Origin of the sequence: Streptomyces sp. NPDC102278 (assembly GCF_044766345.1) — a bacterium.
In the GTDB taxonomy this organism is placed as follows: Bacteria; Actinomycetota; Actinomycetes; order Streptomycetales; family Streptomycetaceae; genus Streptomyces.
This window is the reverse complement of sequence record NZ_JBIWLV010000012.1, coordinates 167914-187893: the sequence shown is the minus strand read 5'-3', so window position 1 is coordinate 187893 and position 19980 is coordinate 167914. Positions and strand designations below refer to the sequence as shown.

General features: G+C 68.8%; 21 protein-coding genes and 1 pseudogene. 12 read left to right on the top strand and 10 right to left on the bottom strand.

All coding sequences use genetic code 11. From position 1 onward, the window contains the following. Positions 1–81 precede the first annotated feature (81 nt). Positions 82–717, top strand: a complete 636-nt coding sequence (locus tag ACIRO3_RS26865; RefSeq protein ID WP_404141107.1) for a VOC family protein — start codon at positions 82–84, stop codon at positions 715–717. Between the two features lie 113 nt (positions 718–830). Here the strand turns inward: ACIRO3_RS26865 and ACIRO3_RS26860 are convergent, their stop codons facing one another. After that, positions 831–1601 carry a transposase gene (locus tag ACIRO3_RS26860; protein ID WP_404141105.1) on the bottom strand — a complete coding sequence of 257 codons (771 nt, stop codon included), beginning with the start codon at positions 1599–1601 and terminating at the stop codon, positions 831–833. A gap of 92 nt (positions 1602–1693) precedes the next feature. Between ACIRO3_RS26860 and ACIRO3_RS26855 the strand changes: the two genes are divergently transcribed. From ACIRO3_RS26855 to ACIRO3_RS26835, 5 genes and pseudogenes are all read left to right on the top strand, one after another. After that, positions 1694–2242 (top strand): hypothetical protein, encoded by a 549-nt coding sequence (locus ACIRO3_RS26855; RefSeq protein ID WP_404141103.1) that lies wholly within the window; start codon positions 1694–1696, stop codon positions 2240–2242. Between the two features lie 132 nt (positions 2243–2374). Beyond that, positions 2375–2554 (top strand): annotated as a pseudogene (locus ACIRO3_RS26850) (transposase); the annotation flags it as partial. A 712-nt stretch (positions 2555–3266) separates the two neighbouring features. Continuing rightward, positions 3267–3743 carry a hypothetical protein gene (locus ACIRO3_RS26845; RefSeq protein ID WP_404141101.1) on the top strand — a complete coding sequence of 159 codons (477 nt, stop codon included), beginning with the start codon at positions 3267–3269 and terminating at the stop codon, positions 3741–3743. 400 nt (positions 3744–4143) lie between these two features. Next, positions 4144–4509, top strand: coding sequence for a hypothetical protein (locus ACIRO3_RS26840; RefSeq protein WP_404141099.1), 366 nt, complete (start codon positions 4144–4146; stop codon positions 4507–4509). Positions 4510–4939: 430 nt separating this feature from the next. Next, complete coding sequence (locus ACIRO3_RS26835) at positions 4940–5095, top strand: hypothetical protein (protein ID WP_404141097.1); 156 nt, start codon at positions 4940–4942, stop codon at positions 5093–5095. Positions 5096–5590: 495 nt separating this feature from the next. On the opposite strand, the gene ACIRO3_RS26830 is transcribed toward ACIRO3_RS26835, so the two are convergent. Continuing rightward, complete coding sequence (locus ACIRO3_RS26830; RefSeq protein ID WP_404141096.1) at positions 5591–5956, bottom strand: DoxX family protein; 366 nt, start codon at positions 5954–5956, stop codon at positions 5591–5593. A 60-nt stretch (positions 5957–6016) separates the two neighbouring features. Here ACIRO3_RS26830 and ACIRO3_RS26825 point away from each other — a divergent pair, with 60 nt between their 5' ends. After that, a complete protein-coding gene (locus tag ACIRO3_RS26825; RefSeq protein ID WP_404141094.1) occupies positions 6017–6898 on the top strand; it encodes a LysR family transcriptional regulator in 882 nt (293 codons plus the stop codon). Positions 6899–7197: 299 nt separating this feature from the next. On the opposite strand, the gene ACIRO3_RS26820 is transcribed toward ACIRO3_RS26825, so the two are convergent. Continuing rightward, positions 7198–8337 (bottom strand): PucR family transcriptional regulator, encoded by a 1140-nt coding sequence (locus ACIRO3_RS26820; RefSeq protein WP_404141092.1) that lies wholly within the window; start codon positions 8335–8337, stop codon positions 7198–7200. An 87-nt stretch (positions 8338–8424) separates the two neighbouring features. Here ACIRO3_RS26820 and ACIRO3_RS26815 point away from each other — a divergent pair, with 87 nt between their 5' ends. Continuing rightward, a complete protein-coding gene (locus tag ACIRO3_RS26815) occupies positions 8425–9480 on the top strand; it encodes a ferredoxin reductase (protein WP_404141090.1) in 1056 nt (351 codons plus the stop codon). 7 nt (positions 9481–9487) lie between these two features. After that, on the top strand, positions 9488–10606 hold the full coding sequence (locus tag ACIRO3_RS26810; RefSeq protein ID WP_404141088.1) for a fatty acid desaturase family protein: 1119 nt from the start codon (positions 9488–9490) through the stop codon (positions 10604–10606). A 185-nt stretch (positions 10607–10791) separates the two neighbouring features. Here the strand turns inward: ACIRO3_RS26810 and ACIRO3_RS26805 are convergent, their stop codons facing one another. Further along, entirely contained in the window at positions 10792–11172 is a 381-nt protein-coding gene (locus tag ACIRO3_RS26805; RefSeq protein WP_404141086.1) for a hypothetical protein, read from the bottom strand. After that, positions 11169–11756, bottom strand: a complete 588-nt coding sequence (locus ACIRO3_RS26800; RefSeq protein ID WP_404141084.1) for a TetR/AcrR family transcriptional regulator — start codon at positions 11754–11756, stop codon at positions 11169–11171. Before ACIRO3_RS26800 ends, ACIRO3_RS26805 begins: the two co-directional genes overlap by 4 nt. Before the next feature lie 158 nt (positions 11757–11914). On the opposite strand from ACIRO3_RS26800, the gene ACIRO3_RS26795 reads away from it, so the two are divergent. Next, complete coding sequence (locus ACIRO3_RS26795) at positions 11915–12391, top strand: hypothetical protein (RefSeq protein ID WP_404141082.1); 477 nt, start codon at positions 11915–11917, stop codon at positions 12389–12391. 308 nt (positions 12392–12699) lie between these two features. On the opposite strand, the gene ACIRO3_RS26790 is transcribed toward ACIRO3_RS26795, so the two are convergent. From ACIRO3_RS26790 to ACIRO3_RS26780, 3 genes are all read right to left on the bottom strand, one after another. After that, a complete protein-coding gene (locus ACIRO3_RS26790) occupies positions 12700–13887 on the bottom strand; it encodes a serine hydrolase domain-containing protein (RefSeq protein ID WP_404141080.1) in 1188 nt (395 codons plus the stop codon). 447 nt (positions 13888–14334) lie between these two features. Continuing rightward, positions 14335–14775, bottom strand: coding sequence for a hypothetical protein (locus ACIRO3_RS26785; protein ID WP_361777853.1), 441 nt, complete (start codon positions 14773–14775; stop codon positions 14335–14337). A gap of 131 nt (positions 14776–14906) precedes the next feature. Further along, positions 14907–16397 (bottom strand): dienelactone hydrolase family protein, encoded by a 1491-nt coding sequence (locus ACIRO3_RS26780; protein WP_404141078.1) that lies wholly within the window; start codon positions 16395–16397, stop codon positions 14907–14909. A 283-nt stretch (positions 16398–16680) separates the two neighbouring features. Here ACIRO3_RS26780 and ACIRO3_RS26775 point away from each other — a divergent pair, with 283 nt between their 5' ends. Together ACIRO3_RS26775 and ACIRO3_RS26770 are read left to right on the top strand one after the other, a co-directional pair. Beyond that, a complete protein-coding gene (locus tag ACIRO3_RS26775; RefSeq protein ID WP_361777847.1) occupies positions 16681–17118 on the top strand; it encodes a hypothetical protein in 438 nt (145 codons plus the stop codon). A gap of 90 nt (positions 17119–17208) precedes the next feature. Then, the gene (locus ACIRO3_RS26770; protein ID WP_404141076.1) at positions 17209–17415 is read left to right on the top strand and encodes a zinc-binding dehydrogenase; all 207 of its coding nucleotides are present in this window, start codon (positions 17209–17211) and stop codon (positions 17413–17415) included. Between the two features lie 141 nt (positions 17416–17556). Here ACIRO3_RS26770 and ACIRO3_RS26765 read toward each other — a convergent pair whose 3' ends face one another. Further along, positions 17557–18384: an aldo/keto reductase gene (locus ACIRO3_RS26765; RefSeq protein ID WP_404141074.1), complete on the bottom strand. Its 828-nt coding sequence runs from the start codon at positions 18382–18384 to the stop codon at positions 17557–17559. A 156-nt stretch (positions 18385–18540) separates the two neighbouring features. Continuing rightward, a complete protein-coding gene (locus ACIRO3_RS26760; RefSeq protein ID WP_404141072.1) occupies positions 18541–19956 on the bottom strand; it encodes an NAD-dependent succinate-semialdehyde dehydrogenase in 1416 nt (471 codons plus the stop codon). Positions 19957–19980: the final 24 nt, after the last annotated feature.

The window sequence follows — 19980 nt, the reverse complement described above, 5'->3', positions numbered from 1 at the left end:
CGGCTCAATCCACGACAGACGCGGCCGGAGCGGCGGGCGTGGCGTCGCGATTTGTACGGGTCGTCGCGTGATGATGGCACGGTGCGACTTGATCACGTGTCCTATGCCGTGGCCCGCGAGAGCTTCGTCTCGACCGTCCAGTGGATCGGATCGGCCCTCGGGGCCGGGTTCGTCGACGGGGGCGTGCACCCGCGATTCGGCACCCGCAATTTCATTCTCCCGCTGAGCGGCGGCACCTACGTCGAGGTCGTCACCACGCTCGACCACCCCGCCGCCGACCGCGCGCCCTTCGGCCAGGCGGTCGCGCGCCGCGCCGCCGAGGGCGGAGGCTGGCTCGGTTGGGTGGTCTCTGTCGACGACATCGCCCCGGTCGAGGCCCGCCTCGGACGCACCTCGGCCGAAGGCCACCGTGTCCGCCCCGACGGGTTCGACCTGAGGTGGAAGCAGATCGGCCTGCTGGAACTACTGGGGGACCCGCAACTTCCCTACTTTCTACAGTGGTTGGTTCCCGTTGAGGAGCGACCGAGCGCCGACCCGCGCACCTCCACCACCATCCAGGGGGTCTCCATCGCCGGCGACGCCGGCTCTATCGCCGAATTCCTCGGCGAACCGGCCGACCACCCTCTCGACCAGATCGACGTCACCTGGGTCGAGGATGAGGAACCGGGCCTGGTCTCGGTCGAGTTCGCCACCGCCCACGGTCCGGTCACGATCTGACCGGAGCCCGACTGCTGCGCGGGAGCAGCCGACTGGGGTTTCCTGGCTAAGGGCTGTCCCGCAAAGACCTTGACGCCGCCTCGGGCACGGTGGCCGCCTTGCGGCCCGCTTGCCTATCCGGCGAGGGTGAGGTTGTGCATCCGGGCGATGCCGAGCATGGCGTGGTGGACACCGTCGCCTTTGAGACGGCAGTCGCGGAGGATCTTCCAGGTTTTCATGCGGGCGAAGACGTGCTCGACGCGGGCGCGGACCTGTTTGTGGGACTTGTTGTGTTCCTCTTTCCAGTCCGGGAGCTCGGTCTGGCCGCGCTTGCGGCGGTGCGGGATGACGAGTCCGGTGCCTCGGTAGCCGCCGTCGGCGATCGTGGTGGTCCTGCCGACGGCGGCCTTGGCGCCGGATTCCTCCCATGCCTTGCAGTCGTTGCGGTTCCCGGCGAGGGGCCGACCGACCACGACGACCATGCGGGTGTCGGCGTCGATGACGACCTGGTGGTTGGTGGAGTACCGGTAGTTCTTCGACCGCTCGGCGATGGTGTGGTCGCGGGTGGGGACCAGGGTACCGTCCACGATGAGTACGGTGTCCTTGGCGAACCGCTTGCGGGGCTGGAGTGCGAGCAGGGGCCCGAGGTGGTTGATGACTCGGCCGGCCGTCGACTTCGAGACGCCGAACAGCGGAGCGAGCTGCCGCAACGTCAGATTGGTGCGCCAGTAGGCCGTGACCAGCAGCACCCGGTCCTCCAGCGGCAGACTCCACGGCCGGCCTCGGTGGACCACATCTGCTCCATCGTGCCGCAGCGTGGTCAGCAGTTTACCGAAGCAGCGCGGGCTCAGCCCCGCGAACGGGGTTATCCAGGACGGCTCCGATGCCGTGATCACACTCGTCACATCATGATCATCACTCAGGCTGGCCCAGTCCCGAGGCAATCCCACAGTTACGCTGATCGGGCAGTCCACAGGGCGCAAGACCGGGAGAAACCGTGATCCGACCACTGCTGTTCCTTGACGTGGACGGGCCGCTCAACCCTTACGCGGCCAAGCCGGAGAGGCGTCCCGACGGCTACACCACACTCAGAGTCCCCCGAAACGACGCCGATTGGCACGACAGAGGCATCTCGTCCCGACGACCCCTGCGGGTCTGGCTCAACCCAGAGCACGGACGAATCCTGCTCCAGCTCGGCTTCGAGCTGTGCTGGGCGACCACATGGATGGACGACGCCAACCAGTGGATCGCACCAGTCCTGGGCCTTCCAGAACTTCCCTTCGTCAACTTCGGCGACGTCCTACTCAGAGAACGCCCTGATGGCGTCCACTGGAAGACCGGGCCGCTGGTGGACTATGCAGGCGGCCGTCCCTTCGCCTGGGTGGACGACGAACAGAGCGAGCTGGATCAGACCTACGTGACCGCCCACCACCAAGGGCCAGGGCTCCTGCACCACGTCAACCCGCGGATCGGCCTACGGGAGCACGACTTCCAAGCGCTCGCCGACTTCGCCCGGACCCTGGACACCTCACGAACCACCAGCTGAGCACCTCGCCAGCTCTTCAGGCTGCTCCGCACTCGGAGCCAAGATCTTTGCGGGACAGCCCTTAGCGCGTGTCTCTTTGATGAGTTGGTCAGTTGATCGGATATGTCTGTCCGATAAGTGATCACTGACGCGATGCAGGGCCGGATCGAGCCGCCGATGCCGGCCGAGCCGGTCCGTGGACGGCGGTGAGCTGATCACCGCCGAACGATCGAGACCATCGCGTGGAAGTACCGCCCCAACTCGCCCTGGCGGGACCTGCTCGACGAACTCGGCCCGTTCCATACCCCTCACAAACGGCTGTTCAGATCTGCCGGCCTGCCCTCTCCACCGGGGCTGCGAAGAACTGAAAAGACCCGGCGCGGGCCGCGCCGGGGGTTCCGTGCAGCCATCAATGCGAAGCAAGGCGTGGGAGGAGAATCGGCTCGGCCTGCTGGGAGAACGTCACGCTCTACCCAGTCAGCCCAGCGTAGCGCCGCGCAATCCGCTGAACACCTATGTCTCCAGCCTATGACGGATCCATGGCGCCTATCACCCAGTTCTATTCAGTCCGGTTTCGCTCGTACTCGGCGCCAGAATGCGTAAGCCCCCGCTAACACCTTCCTGCCTCATGGTACGAACTACCAGGGTAAGACAACTACGTCAACGAACTTCTGCTACAGAAAGGCACGATAGGGGTGCGATAGTTGCGATAGGCAGGATTGGGGGGGTGGAACAAACGATGTATGCCATCGCCACACCGTCCCCTTGACTAAGGATCGGCCGGCGAAACTTCGGACGTCCCAGCCATCATTCGTGATCCGTGATGGCCCTCGTGACCGGCATCCGGCAGGCACCTCCGGATCGAATCTCGGGCTATAACACAGGCCCATCCCGCAAGCAGCCTGCAGCTCCTGAATGAGCATCTGTAGTGGCCCGTGAGCGGCCTTGCCGCTCGGCGGTCCGCCCGCAGTACGCGTCACGCGCGCGAGCAGTCTGAGTATCCGTACTCAGGACCCGCGCCAGTCAAACTGCGAGCCTCAGCGGCATGAACAAGATCTACGGGGTCATGGCGGGCAGCGCGCTCGCAGGTGCGATCACGGGCTGGATGGCGAGGACGCTGTGGCTGTGGGCCATCACGGAGGACGAGCGCAGTTGCGCGGACAGCGTCACGATCTGCTTCACCCTCTACCCGCTCGCCGGGATCGCGCTGTGGATATTGCTGGGCGTGGCGGTGCTCTGGTTGGCCTTTTGGATGCTGGACGTAAGGCCGCTGAAGACAATGGTCGCGGCGGCGTTCATCCTCCAGTGGTTCATCATCGTCGTTCTCGCCGGATCCTCCCGTGACGATCTCCCCCAGTCCTGGGCCTTGACCGTCGGGGCCATGGCGGTGGGCCCGGCGCTGATCGCACTCTGCGCCGACCCCGCACGACGCTGGACGGGACGCGTCGCCACAGGTGCACTGGTGACGACAGGACTCTCCCTCGACTGGCTCTCCACCCACACCACCGGGTACGTCCTCTGACGCGATCTCCCGCCCTGAAGCCAGTACGAGACACGTCGACCAGCAGGCGACCTCAACACGGGACCGGGACGGGACGGCCGGCCACCGAGCGGTGCGCGCCTGGCCGGCTTCGGCATCGACTGGGCACATGACGTCTGGCGGCGAAGTCCGGATGCGCACCTGCCGCAGCCTGAAATGTTGGCGATGGGCGCACGTCGACGGGTGGCAGTATTTTCGGGAAGGATGGCAGATTTCGAGGGAAGATAGTTCCCGTAAATGTGAAACGTTAGCGGGTGTCGATGTACCGCCAGGTATCCCGTACGGAACGGGGCGCCGGCAGACTCCCACGCCCAAAAGGAGAATTGAAATGGCTGGAAAGTTCGGTACGTTAGCAACTGTCGTTGCGGCGGCAACGGCGGCCGTGGCGTTCACGGGTGGCCCGGCGAGCGCGGCGGACACCGCGTACAACACGCGCAGCGTGTATTTGAACGGTGTCCCGAAGTGGAGCGACGCCGACGCGTGTGTCACCAAGAACATATCCCTGACATCGGGGACGTACACCTGGACGCAGATCTTCGGGTCCTCGCGTACACCGACCCGCGAGATTTATCTGGCGTCGGGCTCGTACTCCTGGACGGACTGCATCCGCGCCTTTGACGGCCATTACAAACAGAACTCGACTCTCAGCAGGTCCGGTTCGGCGCCCGCCGTCCTGAACGACGACACCCAGTACCACTGGACCGCCGGTACGTACACCTTCGGTTCGCTGCTCGACCCGCACTTCTGATCGACGGCAAGGTCTGATCGGTAAGCCGTTCCCCGAGCACCGGGGCGGGAGCCCATATCGGGCCCTCGCCCCGGCCACCGTGGCGGCAGATGTGCGGACTGAGCGGTTCCACGGGTGGCAGCAAGCCTTGGAGCTCAGCATGCGCAGACCGGGACAGGTGAGCCCAGTCAACCTCGGCTGGGCCTTCGGCGTCCCGATCCCCATCGAAGTCCATGGCCATGTGACAGTCGGGGCATCTCGACGCCGCGCACCCATGCCGCTCCCCGGACTTGGGGAACAGCACACCCGGCCGGCCATCCTCGCGATGGGCGTCCCCCGACAGCAGCTTGGTCAGCACGTGACAGCCATGATCACCGCCGCCGCGCATCATGACCTATTCACTCGGCCGCCCGGGCCGGGCGCGGGCGGCGGGGGCGTTCCAGAGAAGGGTGTGGGGGCGCTCGCGCGGTACGTCACGCGGGAGGGCCGGCTGCCGGGACGCGGCGTAGCGCAGATCCTGCCCGACGGGACCGAACACCGCACCGGGATCTCGGTCGCCAACCAGAAGTGGCGCCGCGACACCGGGCCCCGGGCCGACTGCTCCTGATCGGCGGGGCGAACCGATCGGAAGCAGAACCACAGTCCGGTCCGGTCAGGCACACGGCCCGTCAGCACGGAAGGAGAAAGGGTGCCTAGGCCGCGCTCTGGCGGAGATGGTCCTGACACCGCCACGCACGGGTGAACACGGCCCCTGTGCCAGGGCAAGACGGGGAAGCGCGGCTGATGTCAGGACCGGGATCACCCCGAGAGGCAACCGATGTATGGCCTCGTGGCCGACCACCCGTGGCTCGGGCTCGGGACCGGGCCCTCCGCCGGGGAGCCGACATCTGCACCAGGCCGGAGCCCGGCTCGTCCGGGCCGTCCGGGCCGTCCACGGCACGCGGCCTGACGGCCGGATGCGCCTGCCACGCCTGGGGGCGGCTCGACAATGTCGCCCAACAGCCTGACGTGACGTCAACTAAGTTGATGTCGCCTATCGATCTTGAGGGCGATGTGATCGACAGGGCTACAGCGTCTCATCGAACGTTGAGCTGTGCCGCCGTCAGGAAGACACGGTCAAGGCCAACGAGGCGACAGCGGTGGCGAAGTAGAAACCGGGAAACGCGATGTTGTAGAGCACGCGTGCGCGCAGATGGAAGCCGAGCGCGCCCAGGTAGAGCAGGACGAGACCGCAGGCCGCGGCAGCACCGAGGGGGCGTAGTCCCGCGTCGAAGAGGCCGAGGAGGAGGCCCGCCGCACCAGCCAGCTTGAGGGCGGCCAGCCAGGGTAGCCAGGGTCGGGGCACACCCACCTGCGCCGAGTTGGCCAGTACGAAGCGCGCCCCGGCAAGGTCGGCTGCGGCGATACCGACGTTGGCAGCGGCGGTGGACAAGGTGACGACGAGGTATGCGAGCTGGGTGCCGGTCATGCCTTCAGGATCCGCAGGCCCTTCGGCACCGTCCAATACCCGCTTCTATAACCTGGTGGCATGGACGTGGACACGCGCCTGCTTCGGTACTTCGCCGCAGTGGCGGAGGAGGGCAGCCTGACCGGGGCGGCGCGAAGACTGTTCGTCTCACAGCCCGCGCTGACCAAGCAGATCCGGCGCCTGGAGGACGATCTCGGGGTACCGCTCTTCGCGCGTTCGCGGTCCGGGATGGCACTGACCGAGGCCGGTCGAGAACTCGCAGTGCGGGTACCGGCACTGCTGGACGTCTGGGACGAGGCGGTACGTGTAACCCGCCGGGCGGCGCGGGTGCTGCGCCTGGGCTTCCTGGACGCGGGCGCCGTGGGTGTCGTCCACGAGGTCATCGCCGAGTTCCGCCAGGCGCAACCGGAGTGGCGGGTGGAACTGCGTCAGTTCGACTGGTCGGACCCGAGTGCCGGCCTGGCCGGGGGCGAAGTGGATGCGGCAGTGGTGCGTTTGCCGTTTCCGGGACAGGAGGCCTTGGAGGTGCGGGAGTTGTTCGTCGAGGAGCGTGGGGTGCTGTTGTCGGCTCGACATCCGCTGGCGAACAGCAAGACGGTGGAGTTCCGGGAGCTGTGGGACGAGCCCTTCGTCGCGGCCGGAGCCGAGACCGGTGCCTGGAGGAACTACTGGCTGGCAACGGAGGAGCGGGAAGGGCACCCGGTCCGGGTTGGCGCTGTCACCAACCGGCCCGACGAGTGGCTCGGAGCGGTGGCTGCCGGCTGCGTGGCGCTGGCCCCGGCGTCGACGGCCCGTTTCTACTCCCACCCGGACGTGGTGTTCCGTTCTGTCCGCGGATTCTCACCGAGCCGGGTAGGGCTGGCCCGACCAAGGGGCCGGAAACGCGTGGCGGCGCTGGATGAGCTGCTGGAGGCCATCGCGAGGCGGTTGAGCCGGAGCTGACGACGAAGTGTGCAAGATCAGCCTCCTCGCCCGGTAGGCGGCGATCACCTCGAAGCGATCGGCACCGTCCTCAGGCTCGGCCACCGGCGCCGCCGACGCCCTCCTCGCCGCGCTCATCCTGGCTACCGGGTCCCTCACCAGTGACGTACCGACCGCGGTGGGCGCCGTCCCCGGAACGGTCCTTTCCCCGGCGGCCTCGCAGCGTCGTCGCCGTCGACACCACGATCGTCCGCGCGCATCAGCACGCCGCCGGGGCCCGGACACCTCGCGGAGGTGGTCGTGGACGGCCGACGCACGCCTCAGCTGACCCGAAGACCGACCGCCAGCGTCAGTTCGAGGACCCGGTGTGGCGATGCGAGGTCCGGAAAGAGGCCCCGTAGCTGCGACATCCGGTACCGGACCGTCTGGGGATGGACGAACAACGCCGCCGCCACCTCGTCCCGCCTGCCCTGGTGCAGCAGCCACGCTCGCAGCGTCTCCTCCAGCCGCCGTGCCGTCGCGACGGGCAAGGTCCGCAACGGTGCGAGGGCTCGGGCACGCAGGTCTGCGAACGCGTCCGCGTCGGCGCTCAGCACCAGATCGGGCAGGTGGTCCTCGGTGTCGCGAATATCGGAGGAGAGGGAGCGCGCGCGTACGGCTCGTGCGTACGAGGCGGAAGCACGACTCCATGGCCGGGCCGGGCCGACCACGGCGGTGCGGTCGGTCAGCTGCCGCAAGAGATGTGATCGGTCGGCATCGGGGACGAGCAGTACACCGGTGGCGTCCGGCAGATCGTCGAGGACGAGGGTGCTCGGGTCGAGCGCGCGGTAGGCAGGCCGGGCCTGGGCGGCGGGCAGCAGGACCGCGGTCAGCGAAACCGGCGGCTGCCACCCGGCACGTTGCGCAGAGGCCAGCAGCACATCCGGGCTCGCGCCGGCGAGGAGATCGCGGGCCAGGTGTTCCAGGTGGCGCTCGTGGGCCCTGCCCCGGGCCGCCAGTTCGTCGGCGTGGCCCGCGGCGCTCGCGGCAGACAGCTCGTCGATGTAGGCGAAGGTCAGCTCGGCGAACTTGGCGACCTCGGCGGCGGGCAGGCCTACCGGTACGGCACCCGCTGCCAGGCATCGCCAAGCCACGCGGGCGCCGACACGGTAGGCGCCGAGTAGGGCGTCCATCGAACGGCCGTCGCGCACCTCGCCGCGGCCCAGCTCGTAGGCTGCGTCACCGGCGTCGCCGCCCGTGGCGTTCCCGCTCGCGAGGTCCAGGTAGTGCCCCAAGGCGGTACGGACGGCTCGGCGGATGGTGGCTCCCATGCGGCCGGAAAGGGCGTTGGCGTAGGGAGGGACCTCGTCGATGATCGCCTTGACGACCTCGTCGGCGGTGGTCTTCAGCGCGGCCCGAAGTGCGGTGACCGTCGTCTCATCCAAGGCCAGTTCGCTGGCCCTCCGGGTTGCATGGCTCACGTTTTTGTTCCCTGCGAACAATTCAGCTGATCAAATTTACGTCCTGCGGTCAGGACTTTACCCCTTGAGGCACAGCAAGCTGGAGTCATGACGAGTGCAGCCCTCCGCAGCAGGGCGTGGAAACTGCTGGAGATGGTCACGACGCCGCTGCTGCCGTCGGACTACCTCGACCTGGTCAGCCCGCTGCGTGCGGGCGCTGACCTGCGTGGGCGCATCGAGGCCGTGCACCCCGAGACGGGCGACGCCGCGACCATCGTGATCAGGCCGGGACGGGGCTGGCGCGGCCACACAGCCGGTCAGTACGTGCGGATCGGGGTCGATGTCGACGGGGTGCGCCTGTGGCGTGCCTACTCCATCACCTCGCCGACGAACCGCCAGGACGGCCGCGTCACGATCACCGTGAAGGCGATCCCGGACGGCAAGGTCAGCAACCACCTGGTCCGCAGGGCGAAACCTGGCACGCTGGTCCAGCTCGACCAGCCGACCGGTGACTTCGTGCTGCCGCAGGCCAAGCCCGCCAAGGTGCTCTACCTGACGGCAGGCAGCGGCATCACGCCCGTGATGGGCATGCTGCGCGACATCGAATTCGACGACGTCGTCATGGTCCACTGCGCGCCACAGCCGCAAGACGTGATCTTCCGCAGCGAACTGCACGACTTGGTCGCGGACGAGAAGCTGCGGCTCACCGAGGTGCACACCGACACAGACGGCCTGCTCGACATCGCCCGTCTCGACGAACTCGTGCCCGACTGGGCCGAGCGCGAGACCTGGGCTTGCGGGCCCGCGGGCCTGCTCGACGCCGCCGAAGAGCACTGGAGCGAGCACGGCGTACAGGAGCGCCTGCATACGGAACGCTTCCGCCCTGGCATCGTCGTCGCCGGCGACGGCGGCGAGGTCACGTTCAGCGCCACCGGCAAGACGGTCGACGCGGACGGCGCCACGCCGTTGCTGGACATCGGCGAGGAGGCCGGTGTGCTCATGCCCTCCGGGTGCCGCATGGGCATCTGCTTCGGCTGCGTCACGCCGCTCAAGGCGGGCGCCGTCCGCGACCTGCGCACCGGCGAGATCACCGAGGCCGAGCCCGGCGTCCTCATCCAGACCTGCGTGTCCGCCGCGGCGGGCCCGTGCGACATCGAACGGTAGGAGCACCTTGACCGCCATCGACCCCACCGCCCACCTGACCGCGGAGCAGATCGAGGAGCTGGGCCGCGAGCTGGACGCGATCCGCGACGAGGTGATCGCCGGCCGCGGCGAGGCAGACGCCGCCTACATCCGTAAGGTCATATCGGCGCAGCGCAAGCTCGAGCTGGTCAGCAGGGGTGTGCTGCTGTTCTCGATCTTCCCGCCCGCGTGGCTGCTCGGCACCGCCGGTCTGTCCGTGGCGAAGATCATGGACAACATGGAGATCGGCCACAACATCCTGCACGGCCAGTGGGACTGGATGCGAGACCCGAAGATCCACTCCACCACCTGGGAGTGGGATCACGTGTCACCGTCCGAGCAGTGGAAGCACTCTCACAACGAGCTGCACCACACCTACACCAACGTGATCGGCAAGGACAACGACCTCGGCTACGGCATCATGCGCGTGGACGAGGACCAGAGGTGGCACCCGTTCCACCTCGGCCAGCCGCTGTGGAACTTCATCAACGCCTGTTTCTTCGAGTACGGCATCGCGGCGTATGACCTGGAGCTCGCCAAGAACCTGCACAAGCGCCGCCGCAAGAACCCGGAGTTCCGCGCCCGGGCCAAGGCCGTGGGCCGCAAGATCCGCAAGCAGGTGCTCAAGGACTACGTGATCCACCCGCTGCTGTCGGGCCCGTCGTTCCTCCCCACGCTCGCCGCCACGTTCACCGCGAACCTGGTCCGCAACATCTGGACCCACTCGGTGATCATGTGCGGGCACTTCCCCGAGGGCGTGCAGGTCTTCGAGCGCCGGTCGATCAACGGCGAGACACGCGGCCAGTGGTACCTGCGCCAGATGATGGGCTCGGCGAACATCAGCGGCGGCAGGGCCATGCACTTCATGACCGGCAACCTGTCGCACCAGATCGAACACCACCTGTTCCCGGACCTGCCGAGCAACCGGTACGCCGAGGTCGCGGTGAAGGTGCGCGCGCTGTTCGAGAAGTACGAGCTGGAGTACGTCACCGGGCCGCTCCCCAAGCAGGTGTTCTCCGCATGGCACAAGGTCTTCCGGCTCTCCCTGCCGAACAAGAAGCCCAGGGTCAAAACGCCGGAGCGCGAGCAGGAGCTCGTCGCGGCCTGATTCCCGGTACTGGTTCAGGTCTTCGGCCGTACCGGAGGCGCCGCCGGTACGGCCAGCGGGGTGGAACAGGTCTGCGCCCTGCCGCCCGGCGCCTTCCCCTAGCGCCTCGGCCAGGCTCCACGGGCGCCTCGGCCGCTGACGCGAGTCCGGCGGTGCTCCGTCTGTGTAGCCCTCCGAGGGTGCGGCTACACGGCGCCCGCCGCAGCCAGCGCCGCGACAGGCAGGAGCAGAATCCACTGCGGCAGGCGGAGCAGTGGCCTGGGCCAATCGACGGACAGGGTGACGGCCAGGAAGGCTGCTGCGTACGCGATGAAGTGCGCGGCCACGAACCACGCCACCAGGCCGGTCCCCGCCGTACCGTCCGTCAGGGCGAGATAGAGCAGAGCGACTCCGGAGAGCACCAGATCGACGCTCACCATGTGCCACACGGCGTGCAGGACACGCTTGGGTTCGTCCGCGAGCCCGCAGGACAGCAGCGGACGCACGACATCGCGGTGTCCGCCGACGATGTGCACTGCGGCCACACCGAGTGCGGTGATTCCCGCCGCGAGAAGCCAGCCGTTCATCGGACCTCGATTCCTTTGGCCACGACGGTTGCCAGCAGTGCGGCCAGCTGCTGATCAGGGTGCTCCCCGACCAGTCCTACGTGGAAGAACACGGCTCCTGCCAGCGTGTCCAGGACCAGGTCCACTGGGGTGCCGGCCGCGATCTCCTCTCGCAGCACGGCCCGTTCGAAGACAATCAGCAGCCGTTCCTTCGACGGGGCCAGGAAGTCGCCGCGGATGCGTGCCTTCAGTTCCGGATCGGCGGCGAAGTCAGCGAGCAGCCCCGGGAGGGCCGCCGCTGCGGCGGGCGCGTGGAACTCGTCGACCAGGCCCTGCAGCAGTACGGTCAGATCCCCGGCCAGCGTTCCGGTGTCCGGGACCGGAGCCTCATCGGTGGTCGTGAAGACGGCCTCGAAGACCAACTCCGCCTTGCCCGGCCACCGCCGGTAGATCGTGTCCTTGCCGACACCGGCCCGAGCGGCCACCGCCCCGATCGATGTGGCGGCGTAGCCCACCTCGACCAACAGCTCTGCCGTCGCTTTGATGATCGCCTCGTGCGATCGGGGATCTCTGGGACGCCCCCTGGAGAGCGGAGAGGAGCTCATGACCTTTACCCTACGGGTCGACCCGTAAGGTAGGCAAGGGGCGGGCCGCTGGGGCAGTTGGGGTTGCACAACCTGGGGAGGATCAGTCGCCTCGCCAGGAGGTGGACGAACGGTCAGCTCCGCTCGCCTTGTCGGTGGCCGGCCGTAGGGTTCGCAGGGTGAGTGACATCCATGAGCTGAGGATTGCCGTCGACCTACGGGACGAGATCTCCGAGGGCGAGCTCGGCGAGCTGAGCTGGCATCTGGGGCTCGGACCCCGGCCGGAGCGCCTGTCCATCGTCGTCGACTTCCCGGTCGTGGTGGTGGACGACTCGGGGACCCCCGTGGTCGAGGACGACCCCTACCCGCTCCTGTCCGGTCAGGGCGCGGCATCACGAGTGGGTGGTGAGCTCTGCTCGACACTCGTCAGCCGCGCGGATCTGCCGCGAAAGGGCTGGTCGCTGACGTCCCGACAGGAGATCCACCCGGACGAGTTCGAGAAGGTCGGCGAGCTGCTCTGCCGGCTGGCCACCAGGGCCGACGAAACGCACCTGCTCGGGAATGGCGCGGTCGGGGTCGGGCTCCTCAGGTTCCACGAAACCGAGGTTCCGGATGTACTTCAGGTCAAGGCCGGGCAGGTCGACTGGCCGGCCTGAAACGCGTTGCAGAGGGCTTGGTGCGGGGCTGACTCCATGCTGCCGTGCGGCGGCCGTCCCGTGTCAGGGGCTTGAGCTGTCCTTGTCCAGTGACGACTCTCCCACCCTCTGCGCGGGGGTTGCCCCAGAGCCGCTCGGCTCGACTCCCCACGCAGAACTGCGCTGATCTGCACGCCAAGTTGCTTTCGCCGGCCGTCACATCGCCGACGTCGCCGCCGGCCTCACGAGCCCTGTTGCTCCAGCATGATCGCGGTGTGCGCGCACGTCCGGGGGATCTGCCGACACAGGGCGTGATGCCGGGCAGGCCCTCAGCCGCCGAAGGCGGCGAGAGCCAGGCGCTGGGCCACCGCGGGGACACCGTTCGCGGACGACGACGTGCCCGTCGCGTAGACCACGCGTCGGCTCAGGTCCCGGGAGGCGAAGACACCGGCGCGGTACCCCGGGTCGGAGCCGGTCTTGCCCCACAGGACTGAGCCGTCGGGCAGCGGCACGTACATCAGGCCGGCGCTGTAGCAGGCCGTGCCCTTGGCCGGACCGGCGTTGCAGTTGGAGGGATTCGCGTACGGCAGCGGCTCGCCGTCGGCTCCCTTCGGAACGGTGAACAGCTCCGCCGCCTGGGCCGGGCGCAACAGCCGGCCGTCGAACAGGCCGGAGACGAAGCGGTCCAGGTCGCCCGTGGTGGAGGTCATGCTCGCGGGCAGCCCGCCCTGCACGTTGACGTCGACGAGTTCGCCGCTGCTCCTGGGCATGTAACCGGGGAGGTAGGGCCGGGGCACGGGTGTGCTGCGGCCGGGCACGGCCGCCCTGGTCTCCCCCATTCCCAGCGGCCTCAGGATGCGGGTCGTCACCTCGTGCTGGAACGGGTGCCCGGTGATCTCCTCGATCAGCTTGCCCGCGACGCGGTACCCGAAGGAGTTGTACTCCTGGCGGGTCCCCGGGGCGAACCGGGGGCCGGGGGCCGGCCTGCCCTCGGGGTGGAGCGTCAGCGCGATCATCTCGTCGAAGGTGAGGTAGTCGAGGCGGCGTTCGATGTCGTCGTCCGGCGAGGTCTGCGGGGCGCCCTCGAAGTCCTGGGGCAGGCCGCTGCTGTGGTTGAGCAGCTGCCGTACGGTGATCGGCTCGAACCGGCCCTCCGGCAGCAGCCCGGGCAGGTGCTGCTGGACCGTGTCGTCCAGGTCGATCCGTCCTTCGGCGGACAGCTGGAGCAGGATCACCGCCTCCATGGGCTTGGTGATGCTGCCGATACGGAAGTGGGCGTCGGGGCTGACGCGCTTGCCGCTGACGACGTCCCCGGACGTGCCGCGCCAGGTCCGCCCGTCCTTGTGCACCTCGGCGACAACCCCGGAGGCGCCGTCCCCGGGGCGTACGGTGACCGCCTCGCGCAGGGCGGCACGGTCGAGCGCCGGGGCGGGGCCGGCGGTGGCGGCGGCGTGTGCGGGGGCGGCGAGGGCGAACACCAGGGCGGCGGTCAGGGGCAGGACGGCGGGACGACGCATGGGAGGGCTCCGATGGAATTGAATGATCAAGGCTCTGCGAGTCTGACCGTCGGTCTCCGCCGGTTCGTCGGGGATCACCCCGCCCCGCCCCCGAAGAACCCCTGACCTGGCATCAGGGATGTACGGGAGCCGCAGGCTCAACGACATGCTGCGCGACGCGTTGAGTGCCACGTGTTGGTGCGCACGCACGTGGCGACATTGATCAGTACTTCGACACCTTGCGGTGCTTCAAGAGCAGCGGCAGAGCACCGCCTAGATCACCTGGCCGACGGTGATACGCGGGAGCCGGGCATCGGGCATCGACACGTGTGCGTCGCCCGGTCGCAAGGGGTCCTCACCCGCGCCGGGACACCGCCACTCCCGGTGTTTCGCGTGTGGGCCGCTGCTGTGCGAGTTCCGCCGTACCGGGTTCCGCCGCCACGGCGTCGTTCTCGACGTGGTCCCCCGTCAGCGGCGGCCGGTGGACAGGATGAGGAGGAACTGGCCGCCGCCGGCCTGGATGTCGGCGGTCACCGGCAGCCCCGGTACCAGTCGCGAGAAGCGGTCCACCAGCCAGTCCGCCGCCTCTTGGGCGTCCTTCCTGGTCGGGCAACGGCCCACCATCTCGCGGCCGCCCTTGCGTTCCAGCCTCTCGGCAACGGTGATCAGCGGAGCGGGTTCGACCACGTACAGGCGCTCCGGCCAGGCGATGACCACCTTGACCGCGCCCTTGCGGGTGTTGCACCCGCGGTGCGCGAGCCGCTCGGCGACCTTGGCCTTCCGGTCGGCGGTCCGACTGTCGACACTGGGCCCCCGCGGGTCGTTCACCGACTCGTCGGGGTCCACCGGTTCGTCACACACCCAGCAGCGCCAACCATCGCGCTCGGCCACATCATCAAGGAGACTCACCCGAGCAAACTAGCCTGTCCGACCGCCATCTCGCGCACCAGGGCCCCGGCAACGTCTCAGCACCGACCAAGAAGCAGGTTCTCGGCGGGCAGCGGGGCCGACGCGCTCGATCGCCTTCCACCGTTCGCTGATCAGCGGCTGTTGTCCGGTTGATGGACGCTGAGGTCGCCGTGGGTCGACAGGACGCCGGCCAGGTCGCCGGGCTTGTGTCGCAGGGTGGTCTCCAGGAAGGCGAGGGTGGTCGCGGCGACGACGTGCTGGCTCTCGGTACGGCCCAGGGAGCCGACGATCGAGGGCACGGGTGGCAGGTACAGGGGGCCGTCCATGAAGGTGAGGTGTCCGGCGCCCGGGAGGGTGAGCCGGTAACTCGTCGCGGTGCTGAGCTCGAGGGCCTCGGTGAGGCGGGGTATGTAGCGCGGGTCGGTTGCGGGGGTGACGGCCTGGGTGAGGGCGAGCGTCGGCTGGTGGAGGGCGGGGGTGGTGGGGCCGTGGGGGTAGCCGTCCAGGTCGATGACGGCGTCGAACCGGTGGTCTTGGCGGGCTGCCTGCAGAGCGGCGGCGCCACCCATGGAGTGGCCGGTCACCGCGACCCGGCCGGTGTCCAGGCGTCCGGTCAGCGGGCCGGTCAGCTCGCCTCGGTCCAGGTGGTCCAGCCGGCTGAGGACGAAGCGGAGGTCGGCGGCCCGAACGGCCGTCCAGTCAACCGCCAGCTTGTCGTCCTCGTCCCGGTCTCCGGTGGAGGCGATCTTGGTTTGGATCGTTCGGCCGTCGGCGAGGACGACGACGGCGGAATCGTACGGGTGGTCCAGAGCGGCGACCACATAGCCGTGGCCGGCCAGTTCCTCCGCCCAGGCGGTGTTCTGAGTACGCACCCCACCCGAACCGGGAGAGAACAGCACGACCGGGAACCGTTCGCCCCCACCGGCCACCGGAGCGTCGAAGACCGAATGCGTGCGGGCACGCGGGACGCCGTCGACCAGGAAGCCCGGCAAGCCGACCTCGCGGGCGAGCGCCTTGGAAACGGTGCGCGCCTCATGTTCCGTGCGTCCGAGGTACTGGGCCCGCTGCGTGCCGGCGGGGCTCTTCTGTGCGGGGTACCAGAGCTGGACGACGACCGTGCGCTGGTCGTGCGGATCGGCGGTGAAGGTCTCGGGGCGGCGTGGGTCGGTCCACTGCACCACGCTGGTGCCGACCGCGAATCGGCCCGATGGCTCGGGGAACACGGGTACGGGAAAGGCCCAGGCGGCCACCGGAGTCGCGGCCATCAGGCCGACGCAGGCCACCGACCCCGGCAAGGCAAGCCACCAGCGGGCCCGCCACGCCGGTCGGCCGGTACGGCGTCGCCGCAGGGGCAGGAGGGCGAACGGCAACGCGACGGCGGCGCCCGCCAGTACCGGCAGCATCTGCCAGCGGATCCCCACCACGCTCAGCACGATCGCGGACGCCACGAGGACCGCCCCCGCCGCGATCGTGACGGGTGGACGGGCAGCAGGAGGCAGCCAGCGCGCCACCACCAGTGCGACGCCACCCAGCAAGGCAAGAAGTTCCAGAGGGGACATGGACAGCCCCGCGATGATCTCGGTCACCCGGCCATCCTCAGGGCGGGGCACGCGACGCCACATCGATCCCGGGTCGCTGTCGCATGCAACCGAAGTCGCATGCCGAGGCATGTCCCTTGTGCGACCGCAGTCGCACGCAGGCGTCCCGCCCGTGCTACCGGAGTCGCAATCGAGCACGCCGGGTGAACGGCTGCGGCTGTACGCGGTGTCGGCGATTCGGCCACTCCGGCGACTGTTCCCGTTCGGCTGAAGAACTCGATGACGCGTTGCCTCGCACCCTTCGACACGTCAGAGTCTTTCTGACGCAATGCAGGATCGAAGGGACACGGGTATGCAGGTAAGGCGAATGGGGACAATCCTGAGCGCGGCAGCGCTCGCCATGCTGACCGTTCCGGCGAACGCTCACGCCGCAGCCATCGCATGCGGCGGTGGCGTGTCGACCGGCCGGGTGGCCGTCAACGGCTGCATCAGCGCCGAACGCGGGAAGGAAGGCAAGATCATCACCCGGGAGATCACGGCGCACGTCAAGCTGCGCAACACGGGGTCGAGGGCGGTGGACGTCTCCTACGAGGCGTTCTTCCGTGTCGTCTCCGGTGGTCACTGGGTGAAGCTGGGCAGCGGTCGCACCCATGTCCCGGCTCGCGGGAGCGTCGGGCCCACCGAGGTGGGGAGCTCGACGCGAGTATGCGGGCCCGTGAAGGTCGAGATTCGAGTACACGCCCGTGCCGCCGGGGGCGCCTGGAGCGGATGGTCCACCGCCGGCACGGCGCAGTGCCAGACCTGAGCTTGACTCGGTCGAGCTCTCGGATGGCCGGCGCGGTCGGCGCGATCGGTCGGCGTGGGCCAAGCCCCGCACCCGCAGGTTCTCCGTGACGTGCCTTCCCCACGCCGCCGGCTTCACCACGCGGGGGTCTTCGTCGGCGGCCGGGCCCGGTTCGAGGAGATGAACCGGGCCGTCTCCGCCCATGCGTTGCGCCCGGTGATCGGCCGCGTGCATTCCTTCGACGAGGTACACACGGCCTACCGGGGCCACGCGTCGAACGCGCCGTTCGGGAGGGTCGTCATCCGGGTGTCGAACTGACGCCCCGATGGCCTGAGTCGGAGATTGCACCGCTCTCGGAGACGCTCAGCAGGACGACCAGGATGACGACGAACACGGCGGCCGCGCCGATCGCGGTGACCTCGGCAGCTCACCCCCGGCGCCGGACGCCCGTGACGGTGTTCAGCCGTTGAAGCGGTCCGGGTCGGGCCCGGTCCGCTCGTCGCGGTTCAGCGCGGAGATCTCGCCGATGTCGCCTTCGGTGAGCTCGAAGTCGAAGAGGTCGAGGTTCTCCTTGATGCGCTTGTGGGTGCTCGACTTGGGAAAGACGATGTCCCCGCGCTGCAGGTGCCAGCGCAGCGTCACCTGGGCGGGCGTCTTGCCGACGCGCTCGGCGATGCGGTTGATGGTCGGGTCGTCGAGCACCTTGCCCTGTGCGATGGGTGACCAGGCCTCGGTGGCGATGCTGTGCTCCGCGCCGAAGGCCCTGGCCTCGTCCTGGGTGAGGTAGGGGTGCACCTCGATCTGGTTGACGGCGGGCACCACCGTGCTGCTTTCCAGTAGGCGGCGCAGGTGGTGGGGCTGGAAGTTGGAGACGCCGATGGCCTTGGCCCGGCCGGACCGGTAGATCTCCTCCAAGGCCTTCCAGGTCTCCACGAAGTCACCCTTGCCGGGCAGCGGCCAGTGGATGAGGAAGAGATCCACGTAGTCGAGGCCCAGTTCCTTCATCGTGCCGTCGAACGCCTGGAGTGCGTCGTCGTGCGCGTGGGCGCCGTTGTTGAGCTTGCTGGTCACGAACACGTCGGCGCGGTCGAGCCCCGACTCCTGAACCGCCTGGCCGACCCCCTTCTCATTGCCGTACATCTGCGCCGTGTCGATGTGCCGATAGCCGGCCTCCAGCGCGGCCAGCGTCGTCTCGCGGGTGTCCTCGGGGGGAATCTGGAAGGTGCCGAAGCCGAGCTGAGGGATCTGCACGGCGTTGTTGAGGGTGATGGCGGGTACTGCGGTCACGTTCTCTCCTTGTGCCGGTTACGGGGCAGGGGGACGGGCGCACGGCCGCGGCCCGTTCGCGTCTGCCCGGGAAGGTTGTCTCTGGTGGCGGTGCGGCGCGCGGGGCGCGCCCAGGCCGCGAGGCGCCGGTAGGGGCGACAGCGCCGGCCGGCTCGCTCAGCCGGCGATTGCGCGCAGCTCCGCGTCGGGCGCCAGGATCCTGACGAGCTTGCGGTTCACGAACTCCCGCATGCCGAGCTTCGACAGCTCCCGCCCGTAGCCGGAGCGCTTGATGCCGCCGAAGGGCAGGTCGGGTTGGGTCGAGGTGGGGTGGTTCACCCAGACCATGCCGGTCTCCACGCGCTCGGCCACCCGCCGCGCCCGTTCGAGGTCCGCGCCGAACACGGAGCCGCCGAGACCGTACTGGCTGTCGTTGGCCAGGGCGACGGCCTCGTCGTCGTCGGCGACCCGGTAGACCACGGCGGCCGGCCCGAAGAGCTCCTCGGCGTAGGCGCGCATGCCCGGCTTGACGCCGGTGATGATCGTCGGTTCGATGAAGGCGCCCGGGCGATCGATCCGGTGGCCGCCGGTCACCAGCTCGGCTCCCTGGTCCACGGTCTCGCGGATCTGGTCGGCCAGGTCCGAGGCCGCCTGTTCGGAGGAGAGCGGGCCCAGGGTTGTCGCCTCGTCCGCGGGGTCGCCCGGTCGTAGTTCCTCGAAGGCGCGGCGCAGGCCGTCCACGAAGTCGTCGTAGGCTTCGTCCAGCACGATGAACCGCTTCGCGGCCACGCAGCTTTGGCCGGTGTTCGCCATCCGTCCCGCCACCGCGGCGCCGATCGTGCGCTCCAGTCCCTCGCGGTCGAGCACGATGAACACGTCGCTGCCGCCGAGTTCCAGCAGGCTGGGCTTCATGTTCCGCCCGGCCCGCTCGGCGACTTGGGCGCCCGCCGCCTCGCTGCCCGTCAAGGAGGCTCCGCGGACGACAGGACTGTCGATGATGCGCGAGATCTCGTCATGGCTCACGAACAGGTTCGTGTAGACGCCCTCCGGCGCCTGCGCGTCGCGGAACAGCGCTTCCAGGGCGAGCGCGGACTGTGGGCAGATGCCGGCGTGCTTGACCAGCACGGTGTTGCCCAGCACCAGGTTGGGTGCCGCGAAGCGGACCACTTGGTAGAGCGGGAAGTTCCACGGCATGACGCCGAGCAGGACACCCAGGGGCTCGCAGGAGAGGTACGCCTCCCCCTCCGCGACGTCGAGCGGCTCGTCGGCGGCGAAGTCCGGGCCGTGCTCCGCGTAGTACTCCAGGATCGACGCGGCGAGGTCCACCTCTCCGCGCGCTTCGGAGATGAGCTTGCCCATCTCCAGCGTCATCGTCTGGGCCAGTTCCTCCTTTCGCTCCTTCATCAAGGCGGCCGCGCGTCCGACGACGGCGGCGCGATCGGAGACGGGATGCTTGCGCCAGGCGCTGAAGGCACGGCCCGCGAGATCGACGGCGGCATCGACTTCTTCGCCCTCGATGGCCGGGAACTCCGCGAGGGTCTCCCCCGTGGCCGGGTTCACGGTCGCGAACGAGCTCTTGCGCTGATCTGACATGAAAACTCCAGAACGACGATTGAG

What these genes read in the sequence shown, in the direction of transcription:
- ACIRO3_RS26845 (WP_404141101.1), top strand. Translation starts at nt 3,267, where the DNA reads ATGAACAAGATCTACGGGGTCATGGCGGGCAGCGCGCTCGCAGGTGCG.
- ACIRO3_RS26830 (WP_404141096.1), bottom strand. Translation starts at nt 5,956, where the DNA reads ATGACCGGCACCCAGCTCGCATACCTCGTCGTCACCTTGTCCACCGCC.
- ACIRO3_RS26825 (WP_404141094.1), top strand. Translation starts at nt 6,017, where the DNA reads ATGGACGTGGACACGCGCCTGCTTCGGTACTTCGCCGCAGTGGCGGAG.
- ACIRO3_RS26815 (WP_404141090.1), top strand. Translation starts at nt 8,425, where the DNA reads ATGACGAGTGCAGCCCTCCGCAGCAGGGCGTGGAAACTGCTGGAGATG.
- ACIRO3_RS26805 (WP_404141086.1), bottom strand. Translation starts at nt 11,172, where the DNA reads ATGAACGGCTGGCTTCTCGCGGCGGGAATCACCGCACTCGGTGTGGCC.
- ACIRO3_RS26800 (WP_404141084.1), bottom strand. Translation starts at nt 11,756, where the DNA reads ATGAGCTCCTCTCCGCTCTCCAGGGGGCGTCCCAGAGATCCCCGATCG.
- ACIRO3_RS26790 (WP_404141080.1), bottom strand. Translation starts at nt 13,887, where the DNA reads ATGCGTCGTCCCGCCGTCCTGCCCCTGACCGCCGCCCTGGTGTTCGCC.
- ACIRO3_RS26780 (WP_404141078.1), bottom strand. Translation starts at nt 16,397, where the DNA reads ATGTGGCGTCGCGTGCCCCGCCCTGAGGATGGCCGGGTGACCGAGATC.
- ACIRO3_RS26775 (WP_361777847.1), top strand. Translation starts at nt 16,681, where the DNA reads ATGGGGACAATCCTGAGCGCGGCAGCGCTCGCCATGCTGACCGTTCCG.
- ACIRO3_RS26760 (WP_404141072.1), bottom strand. Translation starts at nt 19,956, where the DNA reads ATGTCAGATCAGCGCAAGAGCTCGTTCGCGACCGTGAACCCGGCCACG.